At 72.0% G+C, this 21,567-nt stretch carries 6 protein-coding genes; 5 read left to right on the forward strand and 1 reads right to left on the reverse strand.

Annotated features, from left to right (window positions below; translation table 11 throughout):
- Window positions 1-418 precede the first annotated feature (418 nt).
- The 3 genes from B0I31_RS26120 (at window position 419) to B0I31_RS26130 (ending at window position 4,526) form a co-directional block, all read left to right on the forward strand.
- A complete protein-coding gene (locus tag B0I31_RS26120; RefSeq protein ID WP_106618037.1) occupies window positions 419-1,579 on the forward strand; it encodes a S1 family peptidase in 1,161 nt (386 codons plus the stop codon).
- A gap of 280 nt (window positions 1,580-1,859) precedes the next feature.
- Window positions 1,860-2,864, forward strand: coding sequence for a TIGR02679 domain-containing protein (locus tag B0I31_RS26125; protein WP_106618038.1), 1,005 nt, complete (start codon window positions 1,860-1,862; stop codon window positions 2,862-2,864).
- A 333-nt stretch (window positions 2,865-3,197) separates the two neighbouring features.
- Window positions 3,198-4,526 carry an amidohydrolase family protein gene (locus tag B0I31_RS26130; RefSeq protein WP_106618039.1) on the forward strand — a complete coding sequence of 443 codons (1,329 nt, stop codon included), beginning with the start codon at window positions 3,198-3,200 and terminating at the stop codon, window positions 4,524-4,526.
- Between the two features lie 271 nt (window positions 4,527-4,797).
- Here the strand turns inward: B0I31_RS26130 and B0I31_RS26135 are convergent, their stop codons facing one another.
- Entirely contained in the window at window positions 4,798-5,634 is an 837-nt protein-coding gene (locus tag B0I31_RS26135) for a universal stress protein (RefSeq protein ID WP_106618040.1), read from the reverse strand.
- A 507-nt stretch (window positions 5,635-6,141) separates the two neighbouring features.
- Here B0I31_RS26135 and B0I31_RS26140 point away from each other — a divergent pair.
- A complete protein-coding gene (locus B0I31_RS26140; protein ID WP_106618041.1) occupies window positions 6,142-7,482 on the forward strand; it encodes a serine hydrolase domain-containing protein in 1,341 nt (446 codons plus the stop codon).
- Between the two features lie 160 nt (window positions 7,483-7,642).
- Window positions 7,643-21,562 carry an amino acid adenylation domain-containing protein gene (locus B0I31_RS26145; protein WP_425444405.1) on the forward strand — a complete coding sequence of 4,640 codons (13,920 nt, stop codon included), beginning with the start codon at window positions 7,643-7,645 and terminating at the stop codon, window positions 21,560-21,562.
- Window positions 21,563-21,567 lie beyond the last annotated feature (5 nt).

Raw genomic sequence — 21,567 nt, forward strand, 5'->3', positions numbered from 1 at the left:
CCAGCACACCCCGTGACGGCTTGGACCCCTGATGGGCAGGACGTGGTGACCCGCGAAGACCGCTGCGAGGACGGGGATGTGTCACTCCGAGCGCGAACGTACACCAGAAGCGCCCAGTGGTGCAGCGCACTCCAGTCCGGAGTTGCCCGACGCGTCGAGTCGTGTCACTACGGAATGCCGAATTCACTGTTTCGGTAACATGCGCGACACGCCTGGATGATTCCACGCGCCTTTGACCTGCCGAAGGAATCATCAAACGCCACCGACTCGGCGGTATGGGCGTGTCGGGCCGAGAAAGTATCGTCCTGAATCCGCCGGGTTCATAAACGGCGTTGCCGGTCGGTTCCCGAGCTCCGCTCGCACATCTCAGGCGACCGACCGGCGCCTCCCCGCACCCTCTCCTGAAAGGGCTGCCCAAGTGACTTCTCCACGTACCGTCCGATTAGCCGGCGCGGTCGTCCTCGCGATCGGTCTCGCCATTCCGTCCCTGCCCGCGGTCGCCGCGCCCAGCGGTGTGGCGACCACGTCTCCCACCTCCGCACCGCGCGTCTCCCTCGGTATGGCCGAGGCGATGAAGCGCGACTTCGGCCTCACCGCCGAGGGCGTGCAAACACGCCTGGCCCAAGAGGAAAGGGCCCGTGGGGCCGAGGTCGTCGCCCGCAAGCTCTACGGCGCCGCCTACGCGGGCAGCTGGTTCGACCCCGCGACCGGCAAGCTCGCCGTCGCGGTAGCCGGTGACGCCGCTGCCGACAAGACCGGTCTCGACGTGACCGTCGTGCCCGTCGCGCACACCTACGCCCAGCTCGACGCCACCAAGACAGCCCTCGACCGGAAGGCCGGCAAGGCCGCGCCCGCCGGAGTGAACGGCTGGTACGTCGACGTGCAGACCAACACGGTCGTCGTCACCGTCAACCGGCACAAGGTCGACGCCGCCGTGACCGGGTTCGTCGACGAGGCCAAGGCCCTGCACCACGCCGTGCGCGTCGTGCAGGAGGACCACTCGCCAGTGCCCTACGCCGATGTCGTCGGCGGCTGGCCGTACTGGATCAACAACGCGGGCCGGTGCTCCATCGGCTTCGCCGTGTACGGCGGATTCGTGACCGCGGGCCACTGCGGCACCCCCGGCTCCCAGGCCACCGACCAGTACGGCGCGCTCTACGGCTACTTCGCCGGCTCCACGTTCCCCTACTACGACTACGCGTGGGTGCAGACCGTCGCGGGCGTGAACCTGTGGGGCTACATGGAGGGCTACAACGGCTATTGGTACTACGTGCGCGGTTCCGCGCAGGTCCCGGTGGGCTCCGGCGTGTGCCGCTCGGGCTCGACCACCGGCATGTGGTGCAACTACATCCAGGCCCGCAACCAGACCGTGAACTACCCCCAGGGCGTCGTCTACAACCTCACCCGCACGAACGTCTGCGCCCAGCCCGGTGACTCCGGCGGCTCGTGGCTCAGCTCGAACCAGGCCCAGGGCGTGACCTCGGGCGGCTCGGGCAACTGCTCGACCGGTGGGACCACGTACTACCAGGAGGTCAACCCGATCCTGTCCGCCTACGGCCTGTCGCTGATCCTGACCTGATCGCCGACACGTCTCCCTGACCGACGACCCGACCGGCCTCCGCCCTCTGCCCGAAGCCGGTCGGGTCGACCCGGTTGTCGCGGGTGCGTTCGCGGCCGCGGTCGGTGTCGACCGCTCGTCCGTTTCGGTTCGACAGGACCGATCCGACCCGTGCGCCGTGATGATGGCGCTTTGCGAAAGGGCCGGCCTGGCTCTGCGGACTGCCCCAGCGGGGCAGTGTTACGAAGGGTGTTCAGGGCTGGCGTGTGCGTGCTCCGGATCGCGAAACTAGGCTCGGACGGTGCACTTGGACCAACCTGAACTTGCCGAGCTGTGGCGGCTGGCCCGCGAGACCCTGGAGGGTGGCGGCCGGTCTGCGTTCGGCATTCGCGTCGAGGACGAGAAGACCGCCGCGGCGCTCGCCGAACTGTTGCGCAAGCCGGTCGCGCACCCGGCCCGCCGGCAGATCTCCCTGGCGCGCCTGGACGAGCACGTCCGTGCGCACGGCAGCACGCTGACCGAGGTGCTGGAAGCGTTGCACGGCAGGCCGATCGGCATGTCCACGGCCGAAGAGGCCTCGACAGCGGACGCCGTGCTGAAGTTCGCACTGCGTCAGCACGACCTGCTGCACGAACCGTGGGCCGCACCGTGGATCGCGCACGTGCGCCGGTACGGCAAGATCCCACAACCGGCGTTGCCGATGCTCGCCAACCAGGCGGCCTGGGTACTCGGCAAGCTCGGGCCGACGACGACCCGGTTCGCCCTGGCCGGCAACGACCTCGACGACGGACGGCCGCTCGCCCGGATCGTGGGCAAGGCGCTCGAACTCATGGGCACGACCTGGGAGCAGGCTGGAATCCTCAAGGACGCCTACAGCGACCCGGTGCTGACATCCCAGGGCTACCTGACGCTGAACGACACCCTCGAGACCCGGGAGATCACCGTTGTCCGCAGCCCACGCCTGCTCGAATCCGGCATGCCCGGCCCGTTGATGGTGCTCCCGAACGGCCTCACCACTCAGGCCAAGCACCACCTCGTCGGCAAGGCGGTCCGCTGCCACAACGACTTCACACCGGACGGCGTCCGCGCGACCAACGACATCCTCGCCTGGACAGGCGGCACGGCGTGGCGCATGTCGGCGAACGACTACCGCGAGGCCGTCACCACCCTGATCGCCCGCGGCGTCGAACTGCCGACGTTGAACGACGGCCCTGCGGAGGCCGCCTGGGATCCCGACCTGGCCAAGACCATGACCAGCACGGGCCTGATGGTCACCGAGGAGCACGTGCTGCCGTCACTCCTCTGACGGCGAACCGCTTCACGTCCCGCCACCTGCCGAGAATGTCGTCCGTGCAGTTCAGGCGGCGTGGCGGTACTCGCCGAGGATGCCGCCCGGTCGTTGTCGTACGTGGATGTCGAGTCGGGTGATCGCTGCTTGATCGGTGACGGCTGGTGGCAGCGTGCGCAGTGGTCGGCGTTGGCGATGCCTTGGTGGGGCTCGACCACTGCACCCGAAGCACCCGGGCGAGCCGCCGAACCACGACGACCCCTCGTTTAGTTGATCCGCGCTGCGCGACGTGGTCGACTCGTCGTCGGACCTGCCGCAGAGTTTCCATCACGTGGGGAACAGGAGCCTGGGATGCGGGACTTCGTCATTCGCGGTGGATGTGTCATCACCATGGACCCCGGCACCGGTGTCCTCCCCGAAGCCGACGTCCACGTGGTGGACGGCCGGATTCGCGAGGTGGCCGCACGCGTTGAGGTCGCGCCCGACGTCGAGGTCGTGGACGCCGGCCGGTGCATCGTCCTGCCGGGGTTCGTCGACAGCCACCGCCACCTGTGGCAGACCGCGATCCGTGGGCAGTTGGCCGATTGCTCCCTCGGTGACTACTTCCGGCGGATCCTGGTGGGCATGGCCTCGTCGGTCACGGCCGAGGAGGTCTACACCGCGACGTTGCTGGGCTGCTACCAACTGCTCGACGCCGGCATCACCGGAGTGGTCGACTGGGCCAACGTCATCAACACCCCCGACCACGCCGACGCCGGCATCAACGCGCTGCTGGAGAGCGGCATCCGAGCCGTCTACGCCTATGGGTGGCCGGCAGGCGCGGAGCACCTGTTCCACAGCACCACCCCGCACCCCGAGGACGCGCGGCGGGTGGCCGAACAGTACTTCGGCGGCAGCGACCAGCTCGTCACGCTCGGGCTCGGGCTGCGGGGACCGGTGTCCAACCCGCCGGAGGTGCTGGTCTCGGACTGGCGCCTGGGCCGCGACCTCGGTGCTCGCCTCAACGTGCACACCGGGATGCGCGTTCCGGGGGTCCCTTCCCGGGACATCACCGTGCTGGCCGAGACGGGCCTGATGGGGCCCGACACGACCTACGTGCACTGCACGAACTGCACGGACGACGAGTTCAGGCGGATCGCGGACACCGGCGGGCACGTCTCGGTCGCCGCCCACTCCGAGATGGTGATGGGCCACGGCCATCCGCCGACCGCCCGGCTCGTCGCCGCCGGCCTCGCGCCGTCGCTCAGCGCGGACATCGTCGCCAGCGCACCCGGCGACATGTTCTCCCAGATGCGGATCAGCCTGGCCCAGGCCAGGATCAGCGCCTACCCCGACGACCCGGCGGAGCCGTTCGAGCCGACCGTCACCGCCTCCGACGTGCTGCGCTTCGCCACCACCAACGGCGCCGACGCCCTCGGCCGGGTCGGCCGGGTCGGCATGCTGCGACCGGGGATGGACGCCGACCTCGTGCTGATCCGGACCGACCGCGTGAACGCGATGCCCAACCACGATCCGATCGCGACGGTCGTCACCCAGGTGGACACCTCGAACGTCGACTCGGTGTGGGTGCGAGGCCGCCCGGTCAAGCGGGCGGGTGTGCTGCTCGACGTCGACCTGGGCAGGCTCGAACGCCTCGCCGCGCGCCTGGAGGAAAGCATGCGGACGAAGATGATTCCCTGACGAACCCTCAGGGCCGGTGAGTTCGCCCCAACGGGCGCCGCTACCGGCGCAGCCGCGAGGTGGGCCGCGGCGCGGACACAGTCGGCCGGCGACTTCGCGTCTGACGGCCCCGACGAACTGCTCGGTCGCCGCAGCTCAGCATCCCAGCGCAGAGTCCTGACACCCCACAGGGACGCGATCGTCCGGACGTGCTCTCGACACGCTGAAGCTCTCGTTGCGCCGGCGGCGATGACGTTTCGGGCGGCACAGGTGTTCGCGTTCGTGGCCGGCGTCACTTCGCCGGGAGAAGAGGGTGGTCGCTCGTCGACTGGGGGACGATCCGCGGTCCCACCAGCACGACCGGGCCCGTTCCGCGGCGCAGCAGCCGGTGGCTGGTAGAGGTGTCCGTGGCGGTCGGGCTGGAGCCGATCACCAGCATCGAGGCGAGCACGGCGTGGCGGGCCAGGCCGGTGGTGGGGCGTGACCTGGCCATCCGCACGTCCACCGGCACGGAGGGGTGGTGGACCGCGCAGGCCCGAGTGGCGGACAGGGCGGCTTGGGCGATGTCCGGGACGGCGACCGGCGCGGCGGAGTCGTCGTCCAGCGTGCAGCACACCACCCGCAGGCCGGTGTTCAGGGCCGCGGCGAGGAGGAACGCGGCGCGCAGCGTGGGCTCGGCCAGGGCGTCGCCGCTGATGCCGACCGCCACGGGGAGGGTGGACTTGTCGGGGTGTCCCGACCCGACGCCGGCCGGGGCGGCGGTGACCGGGCACCGGGACCGCGCGCTCACGGTGGAGGCGAGCACGCTGGTGGCGTCCGGGGCGGGTCCGCCCATGACGATCATGCCGGCGGTGTGGGACTCGGCGATCAGAGCGTGTTCGGCGGAGGCGACGACCACGCGTGCCGAGACGTCCAAGAGCGGTGACGCCTCCTGCAATCGCCCGGCCAGTTCGTCCAGGCGCCCTCGGGCGTCGTCCACCTCGCCGAGGTCCCGGCACGCGTGCACCAACCGGAGGCCGCGGCCCCGCTGGAGGGCGTGGCGTGCGGCCCAGCGCGCCCCGGCCAACGACGCCGCGCTGAACGACACCCCGGACACCACCGGGGCGGCAGCGCCGAGTCGTGCGGTCATCCAGTGCCTCCAGACCCGCCTGGCGGTCGGCCGGCACGTTCGGCACGCGCCGGCGCGGGGAAGTGGTCCCGACCGGTCGGAACTGTATCGGTCGCGTGAGCTCCCGTGTGCGGAACGCGACAATTGTTTGCGAACGGGTGGTCGGAGTTGTTCGCACATAATTGCGGAGATCGTCTCGCACGATTGCGAAGGGTATGGCTCAAACATGGCGTTCGAGTGAATCTGTAGGGGTTGCCAGGCTGTTTGGGTAGTTTCTTTACCTCGACCATCTATTTATCGTCACGATCGGCGACGTGCCACCCATTTGGCGGTCGCGCGTACGGGGTGCGGGGGCAAACATGAGCCAGGCGATTCGAGCTGACCTGCGCCGAGTCGACATTCGAGCGGTCGAGGTGAATACGAGGGACCGGGCGAAAAACGTGAACATGTTTCGAATCGAGGGGAGTGGTCAAGTTATGGGGGCCGAGATGAGTGATGTCCATCAGTGATCGCCACCAGTGAGGAAACATGTCTTCAGATGACCTGTCCGACAGATTCGAGAGAGCAGCGCGGGGCAACGACGTCACCGGTGCCCAACTGGCCGTCCTGCGCCAGGGCGAGCTGCGGACGTTCGAGCTAGGCGAACGGGAGCACGGGACCGGGGAACCCATGAGCGGTTCGACCAAGGTGCCCGTCGGCTCGATCACGAAGACCTTCACCACGACCCTGCTCATGGCCCTCGTCTCAGACGGCGACCTGGACCTCGACGCGCCTGTCGCCGAGTACCTGCCGGAGATGCACCGGATCTCGGGTGACCTCGTCGACCTGCTCACCACGCGCCACCTGCTCAGCCACACCGGGGGCCTCGCCGCCGACTACGCCGGGCCCGCGGAGGCAGACCACTTCCCGCTCGGCGGCTGCTTCCTGGACACCCTCCAGCGGCCGGGCGTCGGCTTCTCGTACTCCAACCTCGGTTACGTCCTCGCCGGGCACCTGGTCGAAGCGCTGACCGGGATGACCTGGTGGGAGGCCATGCGAGCGATCGTGCTCAAGCCGATGGGGATCACCGCCGCCTCCATCGTGGCGCCGGACCGCTCGCCATCCGCGCCGTCCGTGGCGACCGGCCACGCGGTGAACCGGGCACGCGGCCTGGTCCGCACGGTCGAGCAGACGCTCGAACCGGCGGAGGCGCCGGCGGGTGCACTGGCCTTGAGCGCCTCGGACCTGGTCGCGCTCGGCCGGATGCACCTGCGCCCCGAGCACGGCGGAACGGCGGCAGGCCCGGTGGGCCAGGCGGAATTGGCCGAGATGCGCCGCCCCGTCCCCAGCGCGGACCCGTTCGGCCTGGCCGACGGGTGGGCGCTCGGGCTCGCGTTGTTCCGCGGCGGAGCCACCACCTGGCTCGGTCACGACGGCATGGCCGATGGCACGTCGTGCTACCTCCGCGTCGATCCGACCGGGGGCACGGTGATCGCGCTCACCACGAACTCGGGCAGCGGCTCGGCGATGTGGCGGGACCTCTGCGCGGAGCTGCGGCCCACCGGGCTGCACATCGGCGCACACCACGCGCTGACCGGCGCGGAACGCCGAACAGCGCCACCGCGTGACTGCGTCGGTGAATACGTCAACGGTGACACCGTGTACTCGGCCGTCATTCGCGGCGATCACGTCTCACTGGTCGTCGACGGTGATTCCGCGGCCACTTTGACGCTCTACGAGGGCCTGGTCTTCTCGGTCACGGACGTCACCACCGGCGAACAGGGCTATGCCGGCCGTTTTCTGCGCAACGCCCGCGACGGTCGGGTGGACCGTATCCAGATCGGCGGCCGGGTGGCGGCCAAGCGGCGACGCGCGCGAGAAGCCGCCTGAGATCGGGGCCGTGCCCGGCCCGCCCAATCGTCACGATCATTTCGCGGTGGGTTCCGCCGCGCCCGAATAGAGTGGACCGCTCATGTCGCCCCATCACGCACCGCCACGGCCCGCCGGGGACCCGATGATCACCACCGTTCCCGGTCTGTTCGCCGAGTGGGTGCGGCGAACGCCGCGGGCCACCGCGGTGGTCGCCGACGACCTGGCGTTGAGCTACGCCGAGCTCGACGACCGCGCCACCCGCCTGGCCCGCCGGCTGACCGGGCTCGGTGTGCGGGTGGAGCGGCCAGTCGGGGTGTTGATGGAGCGCTCGGTCGAGATGGTGGTCGCCCTGCTGGCTGTGGTGAAGGCGGGCGGGGCGTACCTGCCGCTCGACCTTCGCGCACCGGCCGATCGCCTGCGGCCGGTGCTGGCGGCGGCGGACGTGCCGGTCCTGCTGACCGACCGCGACCGGGAGGCCGCGGCGACCGCGCTGCACCGGGGGCACGTGGTCGTGGTGGAGGCCGATGACCCACCGGTGGCGGAGCAGACGGGTGACCTGGTCGGCCCGCACCCCGACACGCTCGCGTACGTGATGCACACGTCGGGTTCGACGGGGGTGCCGAAGGGCGTGGCGGTGCGGAACCGCGACGTGGTCGCGTTCGCCTCGGACGGGCGGTTCGCCGGCGGTGGTCACGATCGCGTCCTGCTGCACGCCCCGTTGGCGTTCGACGCCTCGACCTACGAGCTGTGGGTGCCGCTGTTGCGCGGTGGCCGGGTGGTCATCGTCCCACCCGGTGACGTGGACGGGCACGTGCTGCGGCGGATGATCGCCGAGCACGGGATCACCGGCGTGTTCCTGACCGCGGGACTGTTCCGCATGGTCGCCCAGGACGACCCGGCGTGCCTCGCCGGTGCGCGCGAGGTGTGGACCGGCGGTGACGTGGTTCCCGCGGGTGCCGTCCGGCGGGTGCTGGAAGCTTGCCCCGGTCTGGTGGTGGTGGACGCCTACGGCCCGACCGAGGTCACGGTGATGGCCACGGCGCACGCGATGTCGAACGCCCGCGAGGTCCCCGACGTGGTGCCGGTCGGGCGACCGCTGGACGACAAGCGGGTCTACGTGCTGGACGACGACCTCAGACCCGTGCCGGCCGGTGAACCGGGTGAGCTGTTCGTGGCGGGTGCGGGACTGGCCCGCGGCTACCTCAACCAGCCGGGGCTGACCGCCCAGTGGTTCCTCGCCGACCCGTTCGCCGGGCCGGGCGAGCGCATGTACCGCACCGGCGACCTCGTGCGGCGCCGTCCCGACGGCGTCTTCGAGTTCATCGGCCGGGCCGACGACCAGGTGAAGATCCGCGGCTTCCGGGTCGAGGTCGGCGAGATCGAGGCCGTGTTGGGCGGGCACCCGCGCACCGCGCAGGTCGCCGTGGTGGCACGCGAGGACCGACCCGGCGTCAAACGCCTCGTCGCGTACGTCGTGCCCACCGACGGCACGCCGCTGCACGCCGGCGAGTTGCGGGCGCTCGCCGTGCGGTCGTTGCCCGACTACATGGTGCCATCGGCTTTTGTCACCCTGGACCGCCTGCCGTTGAACGCGAACGGGAAGCTCGACCGACGCGCCCTGCCCGCTCCCGGCCGCGGCGCGTCCGCGGGGCGCACGGCGCCGCGCACCGAGGCGGAGAAGGCGGTCGCGGCGATCTGGGCGGACGTGCTGGGGGAGGAACCCGGCGTCGAGGACGACTTCCTGCACCTGGGCGGCGACTCCATCCAGGCGATCCGGGTGACCTCCCGCGTCCGCACGGCGTTCGGCGTCGACCTGTCCTCGCGGGCGGTGTTCGAAGCGGGGACCGTCGCGGGTCTGGCCGAGCTGCTGGCGGACCGGCTGCCCACCGGCGCGACTGCTCCGATCCCGCGCGCTCCCCGCGATCGGGAGCTGCCGTTGTCGCCCGCGCAGCAACGGCTGTGGTTCCTGGACGAGCTGAACCCCGGCAGCTCCGAGTACAACACCGGTGTCGGGCTGCGGTTGTCCGGGGCACTCGACCCCGACGCCCTGCGGACCGCGCTCGACGGGCTGGTCGACCGGCACGAGGCGCTGCGGACGACCTTCGACACGGTCGACGGCCAAGGCGTGCAGGTGGTGGCGGCACGGGGTGAGCTGCCGTTGCGGGTGGTCGACCTGACCGCCGGCCCGGACACCGCCTTGGACGAGGTGCTGGTCGCGGAGCTGACCGAGCCCTTCGACCTGCGACGTGGTCCGCTGGCCAGGGCGGTGCTCGTGCGGCTCGCCGACGACGACCACCTGCTGCTGCTCGACCAGCACCACATCGTCACCGACGGGTGGTCGGTCAGGGTGCTGGTGGACGAGCTGGTCGAGCTGTACCGGACCGCGCTGCGAAGAGCCCCGGCCGCGCTGCCGGAACTCCCGATCCAGTACCCGGACTTCGCGGTGTGGCAACGCGCACGGCTGGCCGACCCGGCCCTGGACGAGCACCTGGACCACTGGCGGCGCGAACTCGCCGGCCTCGACGCCCTCGACGTGCCGACCGACCGGCCCCGACCGGCCGTGCGCACCACCTCCGGATCGGTGCACCGCGAGGCGTTGCCCGCGGCACTGGTCGACCGCCTGGCGACGGTGGGGCAGCGCAACGGCGCCACCCTGTTCATGACCCTCACCGCCGCCGTCCAGGTGCTGCTGTCCACCTACGCCGGCCGCCGTGACGTGGCCGTGGGCACCGCCACGTCCGGCCGCGACCGGACCGAACTGGAGAACCTGGTCGGCTTCTTCGTCAACACCGTGGTGATCCGGTCGACGGTGGACCGCTCGCAGACGTTCGGCGGGTTCCTGGGCGCGGTGCGGGAGACGATGCTCGACGCGTTCGCCCACGACCAGGTGCCGTTCGACCGGCTGGTCGAGGAGCTGCGACCCGAGCGCGACCCGAGCCGGACACCCCTGGTGCAGGCGCTGGTCCTGCTGCAGCAGGAGGTGGTGCGGCCGACGCGGGTCGACGGGCTGCTGATCACCGAGCACCACCTGCCCAGGCCCGCCGCACGCTTCGAGCTGCTGGTGGAGTTCTGGCCGAAGGACGACTCGCTGGACGTCTCGGTCGAGTACAACACCGACCTGTTCGACGCGAGCACGATCGAGCGGATGACGGGCCACCTGCGGGTGCTGCTCGACGCGATCGCGACCGACCCGGACCGGCCCCTCGCCGAGCTGTCGCTGCTCGGTCCGGCCGAACGGCGGCAAGTGCTGGAGGTCTGGAACGACACCGGTCACGAGCCGGCGGCGACGGTCCCCGACCTGTTCGCGGAGCAGGTGCGGCGCACGCCGGACGCCACCGCGGTGATCGCCGCCGGGACGGCGCTGACCTACGCCGAGCTGGACGCCCGCGCCAACCGGCTGGCACACCGGCTGCTCGGGCTCGGCGTGCGCGTCGAGGACCCGGTCGGCCTGCTGGTGGGCCGCTCGGTCGACCTCGTCGTCGCCGAGCTGGCCGTGTTGAAGGCGGGTGGGGCGTACGTGCCGCTGGACACCAGATCGCCGGCCGAGCGGTTGCGCGTGCTGCTGGCCGAGGCCGGTGCGCGGGTCCTGCTCACCGACCGGGTGTGGCTGGACACCGCCACCGGTGTCCGCAGCGGACACGTCGTGCGGGTGGACGCAGTGGACCTGGCCGACGAACCGGCCACCGACGCCGGTGTCACGACCCACCCGGACAACCTCGCCTACGTCATGCACACCTCCGGCTCGACCGGGGTGCCCAAGGGCGTGGCGGTGCGGCACCGCGACGTCGCCGCGCTCGCCCGTGACCGGCGGTTCCGCGGCGGCGCGCACGACCGGGTGCTGCTGCACTCGCCGCCCGCCTTCGACGCCACCACGTACGAGCTGTGGGTGCCGTTGCTCAACGGTGGTCAGGTCGTCGTGGCCCCACCCGGTGACCTCGACGTCGACGTGCTGCGCCGCACGATCGGCGAGCACGGCGTGACCGCGTTGTGGCTGACCGCGGGGTTGTTCCGGGCGTTCGCCCAGGACGACCCGGCGTGCTTCGCCGGTGTGCGCGAGGTGTGGACCGGCGGTGACGTGGTCCCGCCGGCCGCCGTGCGGCGCGTGCTCGAAGCCTGTCCGGGGCTGACCGTGGTGGACGGGTACGGCCCCACCGAGACCACGACGTTCGCGGCCTCGTACCCGATGTCGGACGTCCACGACGTCCCGGACGTGGTGCCGATCGGCCGACCGCTCGACGGCATGCGCGTCTACGTGCTCGACGAGGAACTGGCCCCGACGCCGGTCGGGGTGGCCGGTGAGCTGTTCATCGCCGGCGCGGGCGTGGCCCGCGGCTACCTGGGCCGGCCCGGCCTGACCGCGCAGCGGTTCCTGCCGGACCCGTTCGGTCGGGTGGGTGAGCGGATGTACCGCACCGGGGACGTGGCGAGGTGGCGACCGGACGGCACGGTCGGGTTCGTCGGCCGCACCGACGACCAGGTCAAGATCCGCGGCTTCCGGATCGAACCGGGCGAGGTCGACACCGCGCTGACGCGGCACGGCGGCGTCGCCCAGGCGGTCACCGTCGTGCGGCCGGACGACACCGGCCGCAAACGCCTCGTCACCTACGTGACACCGGTGTCCGAGTCGCTCGACGCGGCGTCGCTGCGCGAGTTCCTCGTCCGCACGCTGCCGGACTACCTCGTGCCCTCGGCGTTCGTCACCGTGGAGGCGCTGCCGCTGGACGCGAACGGCAAGGTCGACCGGCGTGCCCTGCCCGCACCCGACTGGGGCGCCGGCGTGACCGGCGGCTACGTGCCGCCGGCCGCGGGCGCGGAGGCGGAGCTCGCCCGGATCTGGGCGGAACTGCTGAACGTGGAGCGGGTCGGCGCCCAGGACGACTTCTTCGAGCTCGGCGGCGACTCCATCCTCGGCATCCAGGTGGTGTCGCGGGCGCGCGCGGCCGGGCTGGCCCTCACCCCTGGCGACCTGTTCCGGCACCCGACGGTGGCCGGCCTCGTCGCGGCCGTGGTCGAGCCCGGAGCGGTCACCGCCGAACAGGGCGAGGTGACCGGCGACGTGCCGCTCACCCCGATCCAGCGCTGGCTGTTCGACACGAACACCGTGCGGCCGGAGCACTTCAACCAGTCGGTGCTCGCCGAACTGGCCGGACAGCCCGACGAACAGGCGCTCCGGCGGGCGCTGCGGGCGCTGCTGGAGCACCACGACGCCCTGCGGATGCGCTTCACGCGAACCGAGGACGGGTGGCGGCAGCACAACGCACCGGTCGAGTCACCGGAGGTGCTGGAACGCCACGACCTGTCCGCGGTGGAGCCGGAGGCCCAGGACACGGCGGTCGAGGCGTTCAAGGCCCGCACGCACGCGAACATCGACCTCGCCACCGGTCCACTGCTCAAGGCGGTGCTGTTGGACCTGGGTGACAGGCGGCGACCGTTGCTGTTCCTCGCCGTGCACCACCTCGTCGTGGACGGCGTCTCGTGGCGAATCCTGCTGGAAGACCTGGCCACCGCCTACGGCCAGGCGACGCGCGGCGAGGCGGTCCGGCTCGGCGCGAAGACGACGTCGTTCCGCGACTGGGCACGACGGTTCACCGCCTTCACCGAGGCGGGCGGCTTCGACGACGAACTCGACCACTGGACGACGACGACCGAGGCGGACCCGTCGTTGCCGGTCGACCACCAGGGCACCGCCACCGCGGGCTCGACCCGTGTGCTGACCTTGAGGCTCGACCAGGACGTCACCAGGGCGCTGTTGCAGGACGTGCCCGGCGTGTACCGGACACAGGTCAACGACGTGCTGCTGAGCGCGCTGGGACGGGTTCTCGGCACGTGGACCGGCCGCGACCGCGTGCTGGTCGACCTGGAGGGGCACGGCCGCGAAGAGCTGCTGGACGACGTGGACCTCTCCCGCACGGTCGGCTGGTTCACCTCGATGTTCCCCGTCGCACTGGACATCCCGGGCAGCCACTGGGGCGACGTGCTCAAGGCGGTCAAGGAGCAGCTGCGCGCGGTGCCGCGCCGGGGGCTCGGGCACGGCGCGTTGCGCGCGACCGCCCTGTCCGGTGCACCCAGCCCTCGGATCAGCTTCAACTACCTCGGCCGGCTGGACTGGTCGACCGCCGGCGGTGAGCTGTTCCACGCCATGCGTGGCGGTCTGGAGCTGGACACCGCCGCCGACGCGCCCCGGCCACACCTGTTGGACGTGGTGGGCGCGGTGGAACACGGCTGCCTCGAACTGAGCTGGCACTACAGCGACCGGGTGCACGACGAGGGCACTGTGCGGTGGTTGGCCGAAGCGATGGCTGGCGCGTTGCGGGAGGTGGTGGCGCACTGCGCCGCACCCGGTGTGGGTGGGCGGACGCCGTCTGACTTCCCGTTGGCGGGGTTGGACCAGGGTGCGGTGGACCGTCTCGTCGGTGACGGGCGTGGCGTGGAGGACGTCTACCCGCTGACCCCGATGCAGGCCGGGATGGTGTTCCACCACCTCGTCGGCACGTCCACGTCCGGGGCCTACTTCAACCAGGTGCGGTTCCGGCTGTCCGGTGTGGCCGATCCGCGGGCGTTGGCCGCGGCGTGGCAGCGGGTCGTGGACCGCACCCCCGTGCTGCGCGCCGAAATCGTCTGGGAAGGCCTGCCCGAACCGCTCCAGGTGGTGCGCCGGGACGTCACCCTGCCGGTGCTGCACCTCGACTGGACCGCGCTGCCCGGGACCGACCGGCTGGAGGCGCTGCGGGAATTCCTGGAACACGACCGCGCCGTGGGCCTCGACCTCGGTGCCGCCCCGTTGACCAGGCTGGCCGTCGCTGCGCTCGGTGACGGCGAAGTGTTGGTGGTGTGGACGTTCCACCACGTGCTGCTGGACGGCTGGAGCGCGGCCCGGGTCTTCACCGAGGTGTGCGAGCACTACGCCACGATCACCCGGGGTCGGCCGATCACGCTTCCCGCGCGCCGTCCGTTCCGGGACTACCTGAGCTGGCTCGACCACCAGGACCAGACGGAGGCCGAGCGGTACTGGCGGCGGGTGCTCGCCGGGTTCGACTCGCCGACCGCGCTGCCGTTCGACCGGCAGCCGGTCGAGGCGCACCGGGCCGAGTCGGGCGCGACGGTCGGCGTCATGCTGACGGCTGCGCTGACCGACCGGCTGCGCGACTTCAGCCGGCGCAACGGGCTGACCGTGAACACGGTCCTGCAAGGCGTGTGGGCACTGCTCCTGTCCCGTTACAGCGGTGAGCGGGACGTCGTCTTCGGCGCCACCGTCTCGGGCCGGCCCGCCGACCTGGCCGGTGTCGAGTCGATGGTGGGCATGTTCATCAACACCGTGCCCACCCGGATCACCGTGCCGCACGACGTCGACGTGCTGTCGTGGCTGCGCCGGATCCAGCGCGAGCAGGCCGAGACCCGCCGCTTCGACCACGTCCCGCTGACCCGGGTGCGGGGCTGGAGCGACCTGCCGGGCCGGGGTGCCCTGTTCGACAGCATCCTGGTGTTCGAGAACTACCCGTTCGACGCCGACGCGCCTGCCTCGCACGGGCTGCGGATGCACGACGTGCGGGCGCACGAGCCGACCAACTACCCGCTCACCGTCATGGCGACGCCCGGCCCGTCGCTGTCCATCGCGGTCGACTACGACCCGACCCTGTTCGACGAGCGGACAGTCCAGCGGCTGTCCCGGCACCTGCGGGTGCTCCTGGAGCAGATCCCGGACACCCCGGACCGGCCGGTCTCGGAGTTGTCGCTGCTGGATGCCGCCGAACGGCACCAGGTGCTGGTGGCGTGGAACGACACCGACCACGACCTGCCCGCAGGCGCGCTGCCCGACCTGTTCCACCGGCAGGTCGACCGGTCGCCGCACGCCACCGCGTTGGTCGCGGACGGCGTGCGGCTCGACTACGCCGAGCTGGACACCAGGGCGAACCGGCTCGCGCACCGGTTGATCCGGCTCGGTGTCCGGGTCGAGGATCGCGTGGCGGTGCTGGTGCGGCGGTCGGTGGAGCTGGTCGTCGCGGAGCTGGCCGTGGTGAAGGCCGGTGGCGCGTACGTGCCGCTCGACACGAGGTCGCCCGCCGAACGGATGCGGACGGTGCTGGCCGAGGCCGGAGTGTCCGTGCTGCTCACCGACGCTACGTGGCAGGACACCGCCCGCACCATCCACAGTGGGCACACGGTGCCTGTGGACGTGCCGCTGGAGGACGAGCCGGGTGAGCGGCCCGAGGTGCGGTGGCACCCGGAGAACCTCGCCTACGTCATGTACACCTCCGGCTCGACCGGCAAGCCGAAGGGTGTCGCGGTGCGCCACCGGGACGTTGTGGCGTTGGCCTCCGACCGGCGGTTCCGGGGCGGCGGGCACGACCGGGTGCTGCTGCACTCGGCACCGGCCTTCGACGCCACCACGTACGAGCTGTGGGTGCCGCTGCTCAACGGCGGGCAGGTCGTCGTCGCCCCACCGGGGGACCTCGACGGCGAGGTGCTGCGGCGCGTGGTGACCGAGCACGGCGTGACCGGGTTGTGGCTGACCGCCGGGTTGTTCCGGTTGGTGGCGCAGGACGCGCCGGGCTGCCTGGCCGGTTTGCGCGAGGTCTGGACCGGCGGCGAGGTCGTTCCCGCGGCGGCGGTGCGCCGCGTGCTCGCCGCCTGCCCCGGCCTGGTGGTCGCCGACGGTTACGGGCCCACCGAGACCACGACCTTCGCCACCCAGCGGACCGTGGACGCGGTGGACGAGGTGCCCGACGTGGTGCCGATCGGTCGGCCGCTGGACAACATGCGGGTCTACGTGCTGGACGACGATCTGCGGCCGGTGCCGGTCGGCGTCGCGGGCGAGCTGTTCATCGCCGGTGCGGGCGTGGCCCGCGGCTACCTGGGCCGGCCGGGCCTGACCGCCCAGCGCTTCGTGCCGGACCCGTTCGGCCGGGCGGGGGAGCGGATGTACCGCACCGGCGACCTGGTCCGGTGGACCGCGGCGGGCGAGGTGGACTTCGTCGGGCGCGCCGACGACCAGGTGAAGATCCGCGGCTTCCGGATCGAGCTCGGCGAGGTGGAAACCGCCCTGCTGCGCCACGACGACGTGTCGGAGGCCGTCGTCGTGCTCCGCGAGCACGACGGGCGCAAACGGCTGGTGGCCTACTTCGTGCCCGCCGGCGACGAGCCCTCGCACACCGTGCTGCGGGGTTCCCTCGGGCACGTGCTGCCGGACTACATGGTGCCCTCGGCGCTGGTGGCGTTGGACCGGCTGCCGCTCAACCGCAACGGGAAGGTCGACCGCCACGCACTGCCCGAGCCGGACTGGGGCACCACCGGCACCTCCTACGTCGCACCGCGCACCGCGGTCGAGCGCACGCTGGTGTCGATCTGGGCGCAGGTGCTCGGGGTCGACCGGGTCGGCATCCAGGACGACTTCTTCGAGCTGGGCGGCGACTCGATCATCAGCATCCAGGTGGTCTCGCGGGCCCGGCAGGCCGGTCTCGGGCTGATGCCCGGGGACCTCTTCGCGCATCCCACCGTGGCCGCGTTGGCCGCCGCCGCGCCGGTGGACGGCGTGCCCGACACGGTGCCGCAGGGACCGGTCAGCGGCGAGGTCCCGTTGACGCCGATCCAGCACTGGTTCCTCGACCCCGGACCGGCTCGGCCGGAGCACTTCGACCAGTCCGTGCTGCTGGAGTTCACCGGCGAACCGGACCACGAGGCGCTGCGACGGGCCTTGGACGCCCTGTTGGCCCACCACGACGCGCTGCGCACGCGCTTCGAGCGCACCGAAAGCGGGTGGCGGCAGCACATCCCGCCGGTCGAGCCGGTCGACGTGCTGGAGGTGCGCGACCTGTCCGGCGCGAGCGACCGCGAGCGGCAGCTCGACGCGATCGTCGGTGCCGTCCGCCGCGGCTTCGACCTCGGTCACGGACCGCTGGTCAAGGCCGTGCTGGTCGACCTCGGTCCGGCCGGGTGGACGTTGTTCCTCGCCGTGCACCACCTGGTCGTGGACGGGGTGTCCTGGCGGATTCTGCTGGAGGACCTCGACACCGCGTACCGGCAGGCCCTCGACGGCGAGCCGGCCCGGTTGCCGGACCGGACCACGTCGATCCGGGACTGGGCGCACCGGCTGGCCGACCACACCGCGGCCGGCGGCTTCGCCGACGAGGTCGACCACTGGAACGCGGTGGCGGCCGGCGTCGACCCGACCGTGCCCGTCGACCGGCAGGGCGTCAACACCGTCGACACCGTGCGGACCGTCACGGCCGGGTTGGACGAGCCGCGCACGCGGGCGTTGTTGCAGGACGTGCCGGGGGTCTACCGGACGCGGGTCGACGACGTGCTGCTCGCCGCGCTGGCCCGGGTCCTCGGCCGGTGGACCGGTCGGGACCGGGTGCTGGTCGAGCTGGAGGGGCACGGCCGCGAGGAGGAAGTCCTGCCCGGCGTCGACCTGTCGCGCACGGTCGGCTGGTTCACCACGGTGTTCCCGGTCGCCCTGGACGTGCCCGAGCCCGGTGATTGGGGCACTGCGCTGAAGTCGACCAAGGAACTCCTCCGGGCCGTGCCCCGGCGAGGAATCGGGTACGGCGCGGTGCGCCACCTGACCCGGACGCTGGATGAGCGGCCGGACCCGAAGGTGAGCTTCAACTACCTCGGGCGGTTCGACTGGTCCGCGTCCTCCCACGGGACCGCGTTCCGGGTGGTCGGCGGTCTGCGTTCGGACGCCGCACCGGACATGCCCCGGCCACACCTGCTGGACGTGGTGGGCGCGGTCGAGGGCAACCGCCTGCAATTCACCTGGTACTACAGCGAGCAGGTGCACGATGAGGCCACCGTGCGGCGGCTGGCCGAGGAGTTGGCGGATGCGCTGAGCGAGGTGGTGGCGCACTGCGCCGCACCCGGCGCGGGTGGGCGGACGCCGTCGGACTTCCCGTTGGCGGGGTTGGACCAGGGTGCGGTGGACCGTCTCGTCGGTGACGGGCGTGGCGTGGAGGACGTCTACCCGCTGACCCCGATGCAGGCCGGGATGCTGTTCCACAGCCTGTCCGAGGGCGACCAGCGGCTCTACTTCGAGCAGCTGGCTTTCGTGCTGGAGGGCGTCACCGACTCGACCGTGTTGGCCAGGGCTTGGCGCGAGGTGGTCGAGCGGACGTCGGTGCTGCGCAGCCGGGTGGTCTGGGAGGGCGTCGACGAGCCGTTGCAGGTGGTGTGCCGCGACGTGGCCGTGCCGATCCGCGAGCTCGACTGGACCGGGCTGTCGCCCGACGCCCGCGACCGGGAGCTGCGGGACCTGCTCGACCGCGACCGGGCAGACGGCGTCGACCTGACCGAGGCGCCGCTGCTGCGGCTGGTGTCGGCCCGCCTGTCCGACACCGAGGTCCAGGTGGTGTGGACGTTCCACCACGTGCTGCTGGACGGCTGGAGCGTCTTCCAGGTGCTGTCCGACGTCTTCGCCTGCCACGCCGCGCTCGCCGGCGGCCGCCGTCCCGAGCCCACCGGGCGACGCCCCTTCGGCGACTACCTGAAGTGGCTCGCCGAGCAGGACCCGCGCGAGGCCGAGGGCCACTGGCGCCGGGTGCTCGACGGGTTCACGACGCCGACCCCGCTGCCCCTCGACCGGCCGGCGGACCGCTCCCACACCACCCGTTCGACCGAGTGGGTGATCACCGAGCTGTCCGATGTGGACACTGCGCGGCTGCGAGAGTTCGCCCAGCGCAACGGCTTGACGCTGAACGCCGTCGTGCAGGGCGGCTGGGCGTTGACGCTCGCCCGGTGCAGCGGCCGGCACGACGTGTGCTTCGGCTCCACGGTGTCCGGCCGACCGGCCGACCTGCCGGGCGCGGAGGCGATCACGGGGATCTTCATCAACACCGTGCCGGTCCGGGTGGACGTCGCCGACGACCAGCCCGTGGCGGCGTGGCTGCGTCAGCTCCAGTCGGCGCAGGCGGACGCCAGGCGGTTCGACTTCGTCCCCCTCGGCGAGCTGCAGGGCTGGAGCGAGGTGCCGAGCGGGGTCAGCCTGTTCGACAGCATCCTGGTGTTCGAGAACTACCCGGTCAACGACGAGGCGGCGTCGGCCCACGGCCTGGCGATGCGCGACCTGCATGCCGTCGAGACCACGAACTACCCGCTCAGCGTCGGTGTCCGGCCGGGCGAACGGCTGTCCATCGCCCTGGGCTACGACCCGGCGCTGTTCGACGCGGCGACGGTCGAGCGGATGGCGGATCGCCTGGCCCGAGCGCTGGACGGACTGGCCGCCGGCCCGGACCGCCGCCTCGGCGACGTCGAGGTCGTGGGCGAGGCCGAGCTGCTGCGCCTGGTGGTGGAGCACAACGCCACCCGCCACCCGGTGCCCGAGGGCACGGTGGCGAGCCTGTTCGCCGAGCAGGCCGACCGGGCACCCGACGCCACCGCCGTGGTGGCGGACGGGGTGTCGCTGACCTACGCCGAGCTGGAGGTGCGGGCCAACCGGTTGGCGCACCGGCTGGTCGACCTGGGGGTCCGCCCGGAGCACTGCGTCGGCGTGCTCCTGGAACGATCCGCCGACCTGGTCGTCGCGGTGCTGGCGGTGACCAAGGCGGGGGGTGCGTACCTGCCGCTGGACGTCCGGGCGCCTGCTGAGCGGATGCGGCTGATGCTCGACCAGGCGCGCACGACGGTGCTGCTCACCGACGAGAGGTGGCGGGGCACCGCGAGCGAGGTCCACGCCGGGCACGTCGTGCTGGTGGACGCGCACGGGGGGCGCGACGACCGGCCGGTGGTCGCCCTGCACCCGGACAACCTGGCCTACGTCGAGTTCACCTCCGGGTCCACCGGTGCGCCCAAGGGTGTGGCCGTGCGGCACCGGGACGTGGTGGCGTTCGCGTTCGACCGACGCTTCGACGCGCACCGCAACGTGCTCGTGCACTCGCCGTTGGCGTTCGACGCCTCGACCTACGAGCTGTGGGTGCCGCTGCTGCGCGGCGGCCGGGTGGTGCTCGCGCCCCCGACCGACCTCGACGCCGACCTGGTGCGGCGGCTGATCGGCGAGCACGGCGTCGACGTCGTGTTCCTGACCGCCGGGCTGTTCCGGGTCATCGCCCAGGACTCGCCCGACTGCCTGGCCGGGCTCGCCGAGGTGTGGACCGGCGGCGAGGTCGTACCCGCGTCGGCGATCCGCCGTGTGATGGAGACGTGTCCCGGCCTAGTGGTGGTGGACGTCTATGGACCGACCGAGACGACGGCCTTCGCCACCTGCCACCCGATGTCCGGCCTCGGCGAGGTGCCCGACGTGGTGCCCATCGGCGCACCGCTGGACAACATGCGTGCCTACGTCCTCGACGACCGGTTGCGCCCGGTGCCGGTCGGCGTGCCGGGTGAACTCCACCTCGCCGGCGCGGGGCTGGCCCGCGGCTACCTCGACCGGCCCGGCCTGACCGCCGAGCGGTTCCTGGCCGACCCCTTCGGAGAGCCGGGGGAGCGGATGTACCGCACCGGGGACGTCGTGCGGTGGCTGCCCGGTGGCGTGCTGGAGTTCGCCGGTCGCACCGACGACCAGGTCAAGCTGCGCGGCTTCCGGATCGAGCTCGGCGAGGTCGAAGCGGTGCTGGGCCGCCACCCCGACGTCGGCGGGCTGGTGGTGATGGCGAGGGAGGACGTCCCCGGCTCCAAGCGGCTCGTGGCCTACGTCGTGCCCGCCGGCGGGGCGCGGGCGCCCGACGCCGAGGAGGTGGCGGCCTTCGCGGCGCGGTCCCTGCCCGACTACATGGTCCCGTCGGCGTTCGTGGTGCTGGACCGGTTGCCGTTGAAGTCCAACGGGAAGGTGGACCGGAGGGCACTGCCCGCGCCGGTGGACGCGTTGCCCGCGACGGCGTACGTGGCGCCCCGGACCGACACCGAGCGGGTGCTCGCCGCGATCTGGGTGGAAGCGCTCGGCGCGGACCGGGTGGGCGTCGAGGACGACTTCTTCGCCCTCGGCGGCGACTCCATGCGCAGCCTGCTGGTCACCTCGCGCGGCCGGGCGGCGTTCGACGTGCCGCTGACCCCGCACGACGTGCTGACCAGTCGCACGGTTTCCGCGCTGGCGCGGGTGGTCGAGGAGAAGGTCCTGATCGAACTGGAACGAGTCGCCTTCGGTGACGACGCCGGCACGCACGTCTGAGGAGA

The sequence above is a fragment of the Saccharothrix carnea genome, from assembly GCF_003014735.1.
GTDB classification, from domain to species: Bacteria; Actinomycetota; Actinomycetes; order Mycobacteriales; family Pseudonocardiaceae; genus Actinosynnema; species Actinosynnema carneum.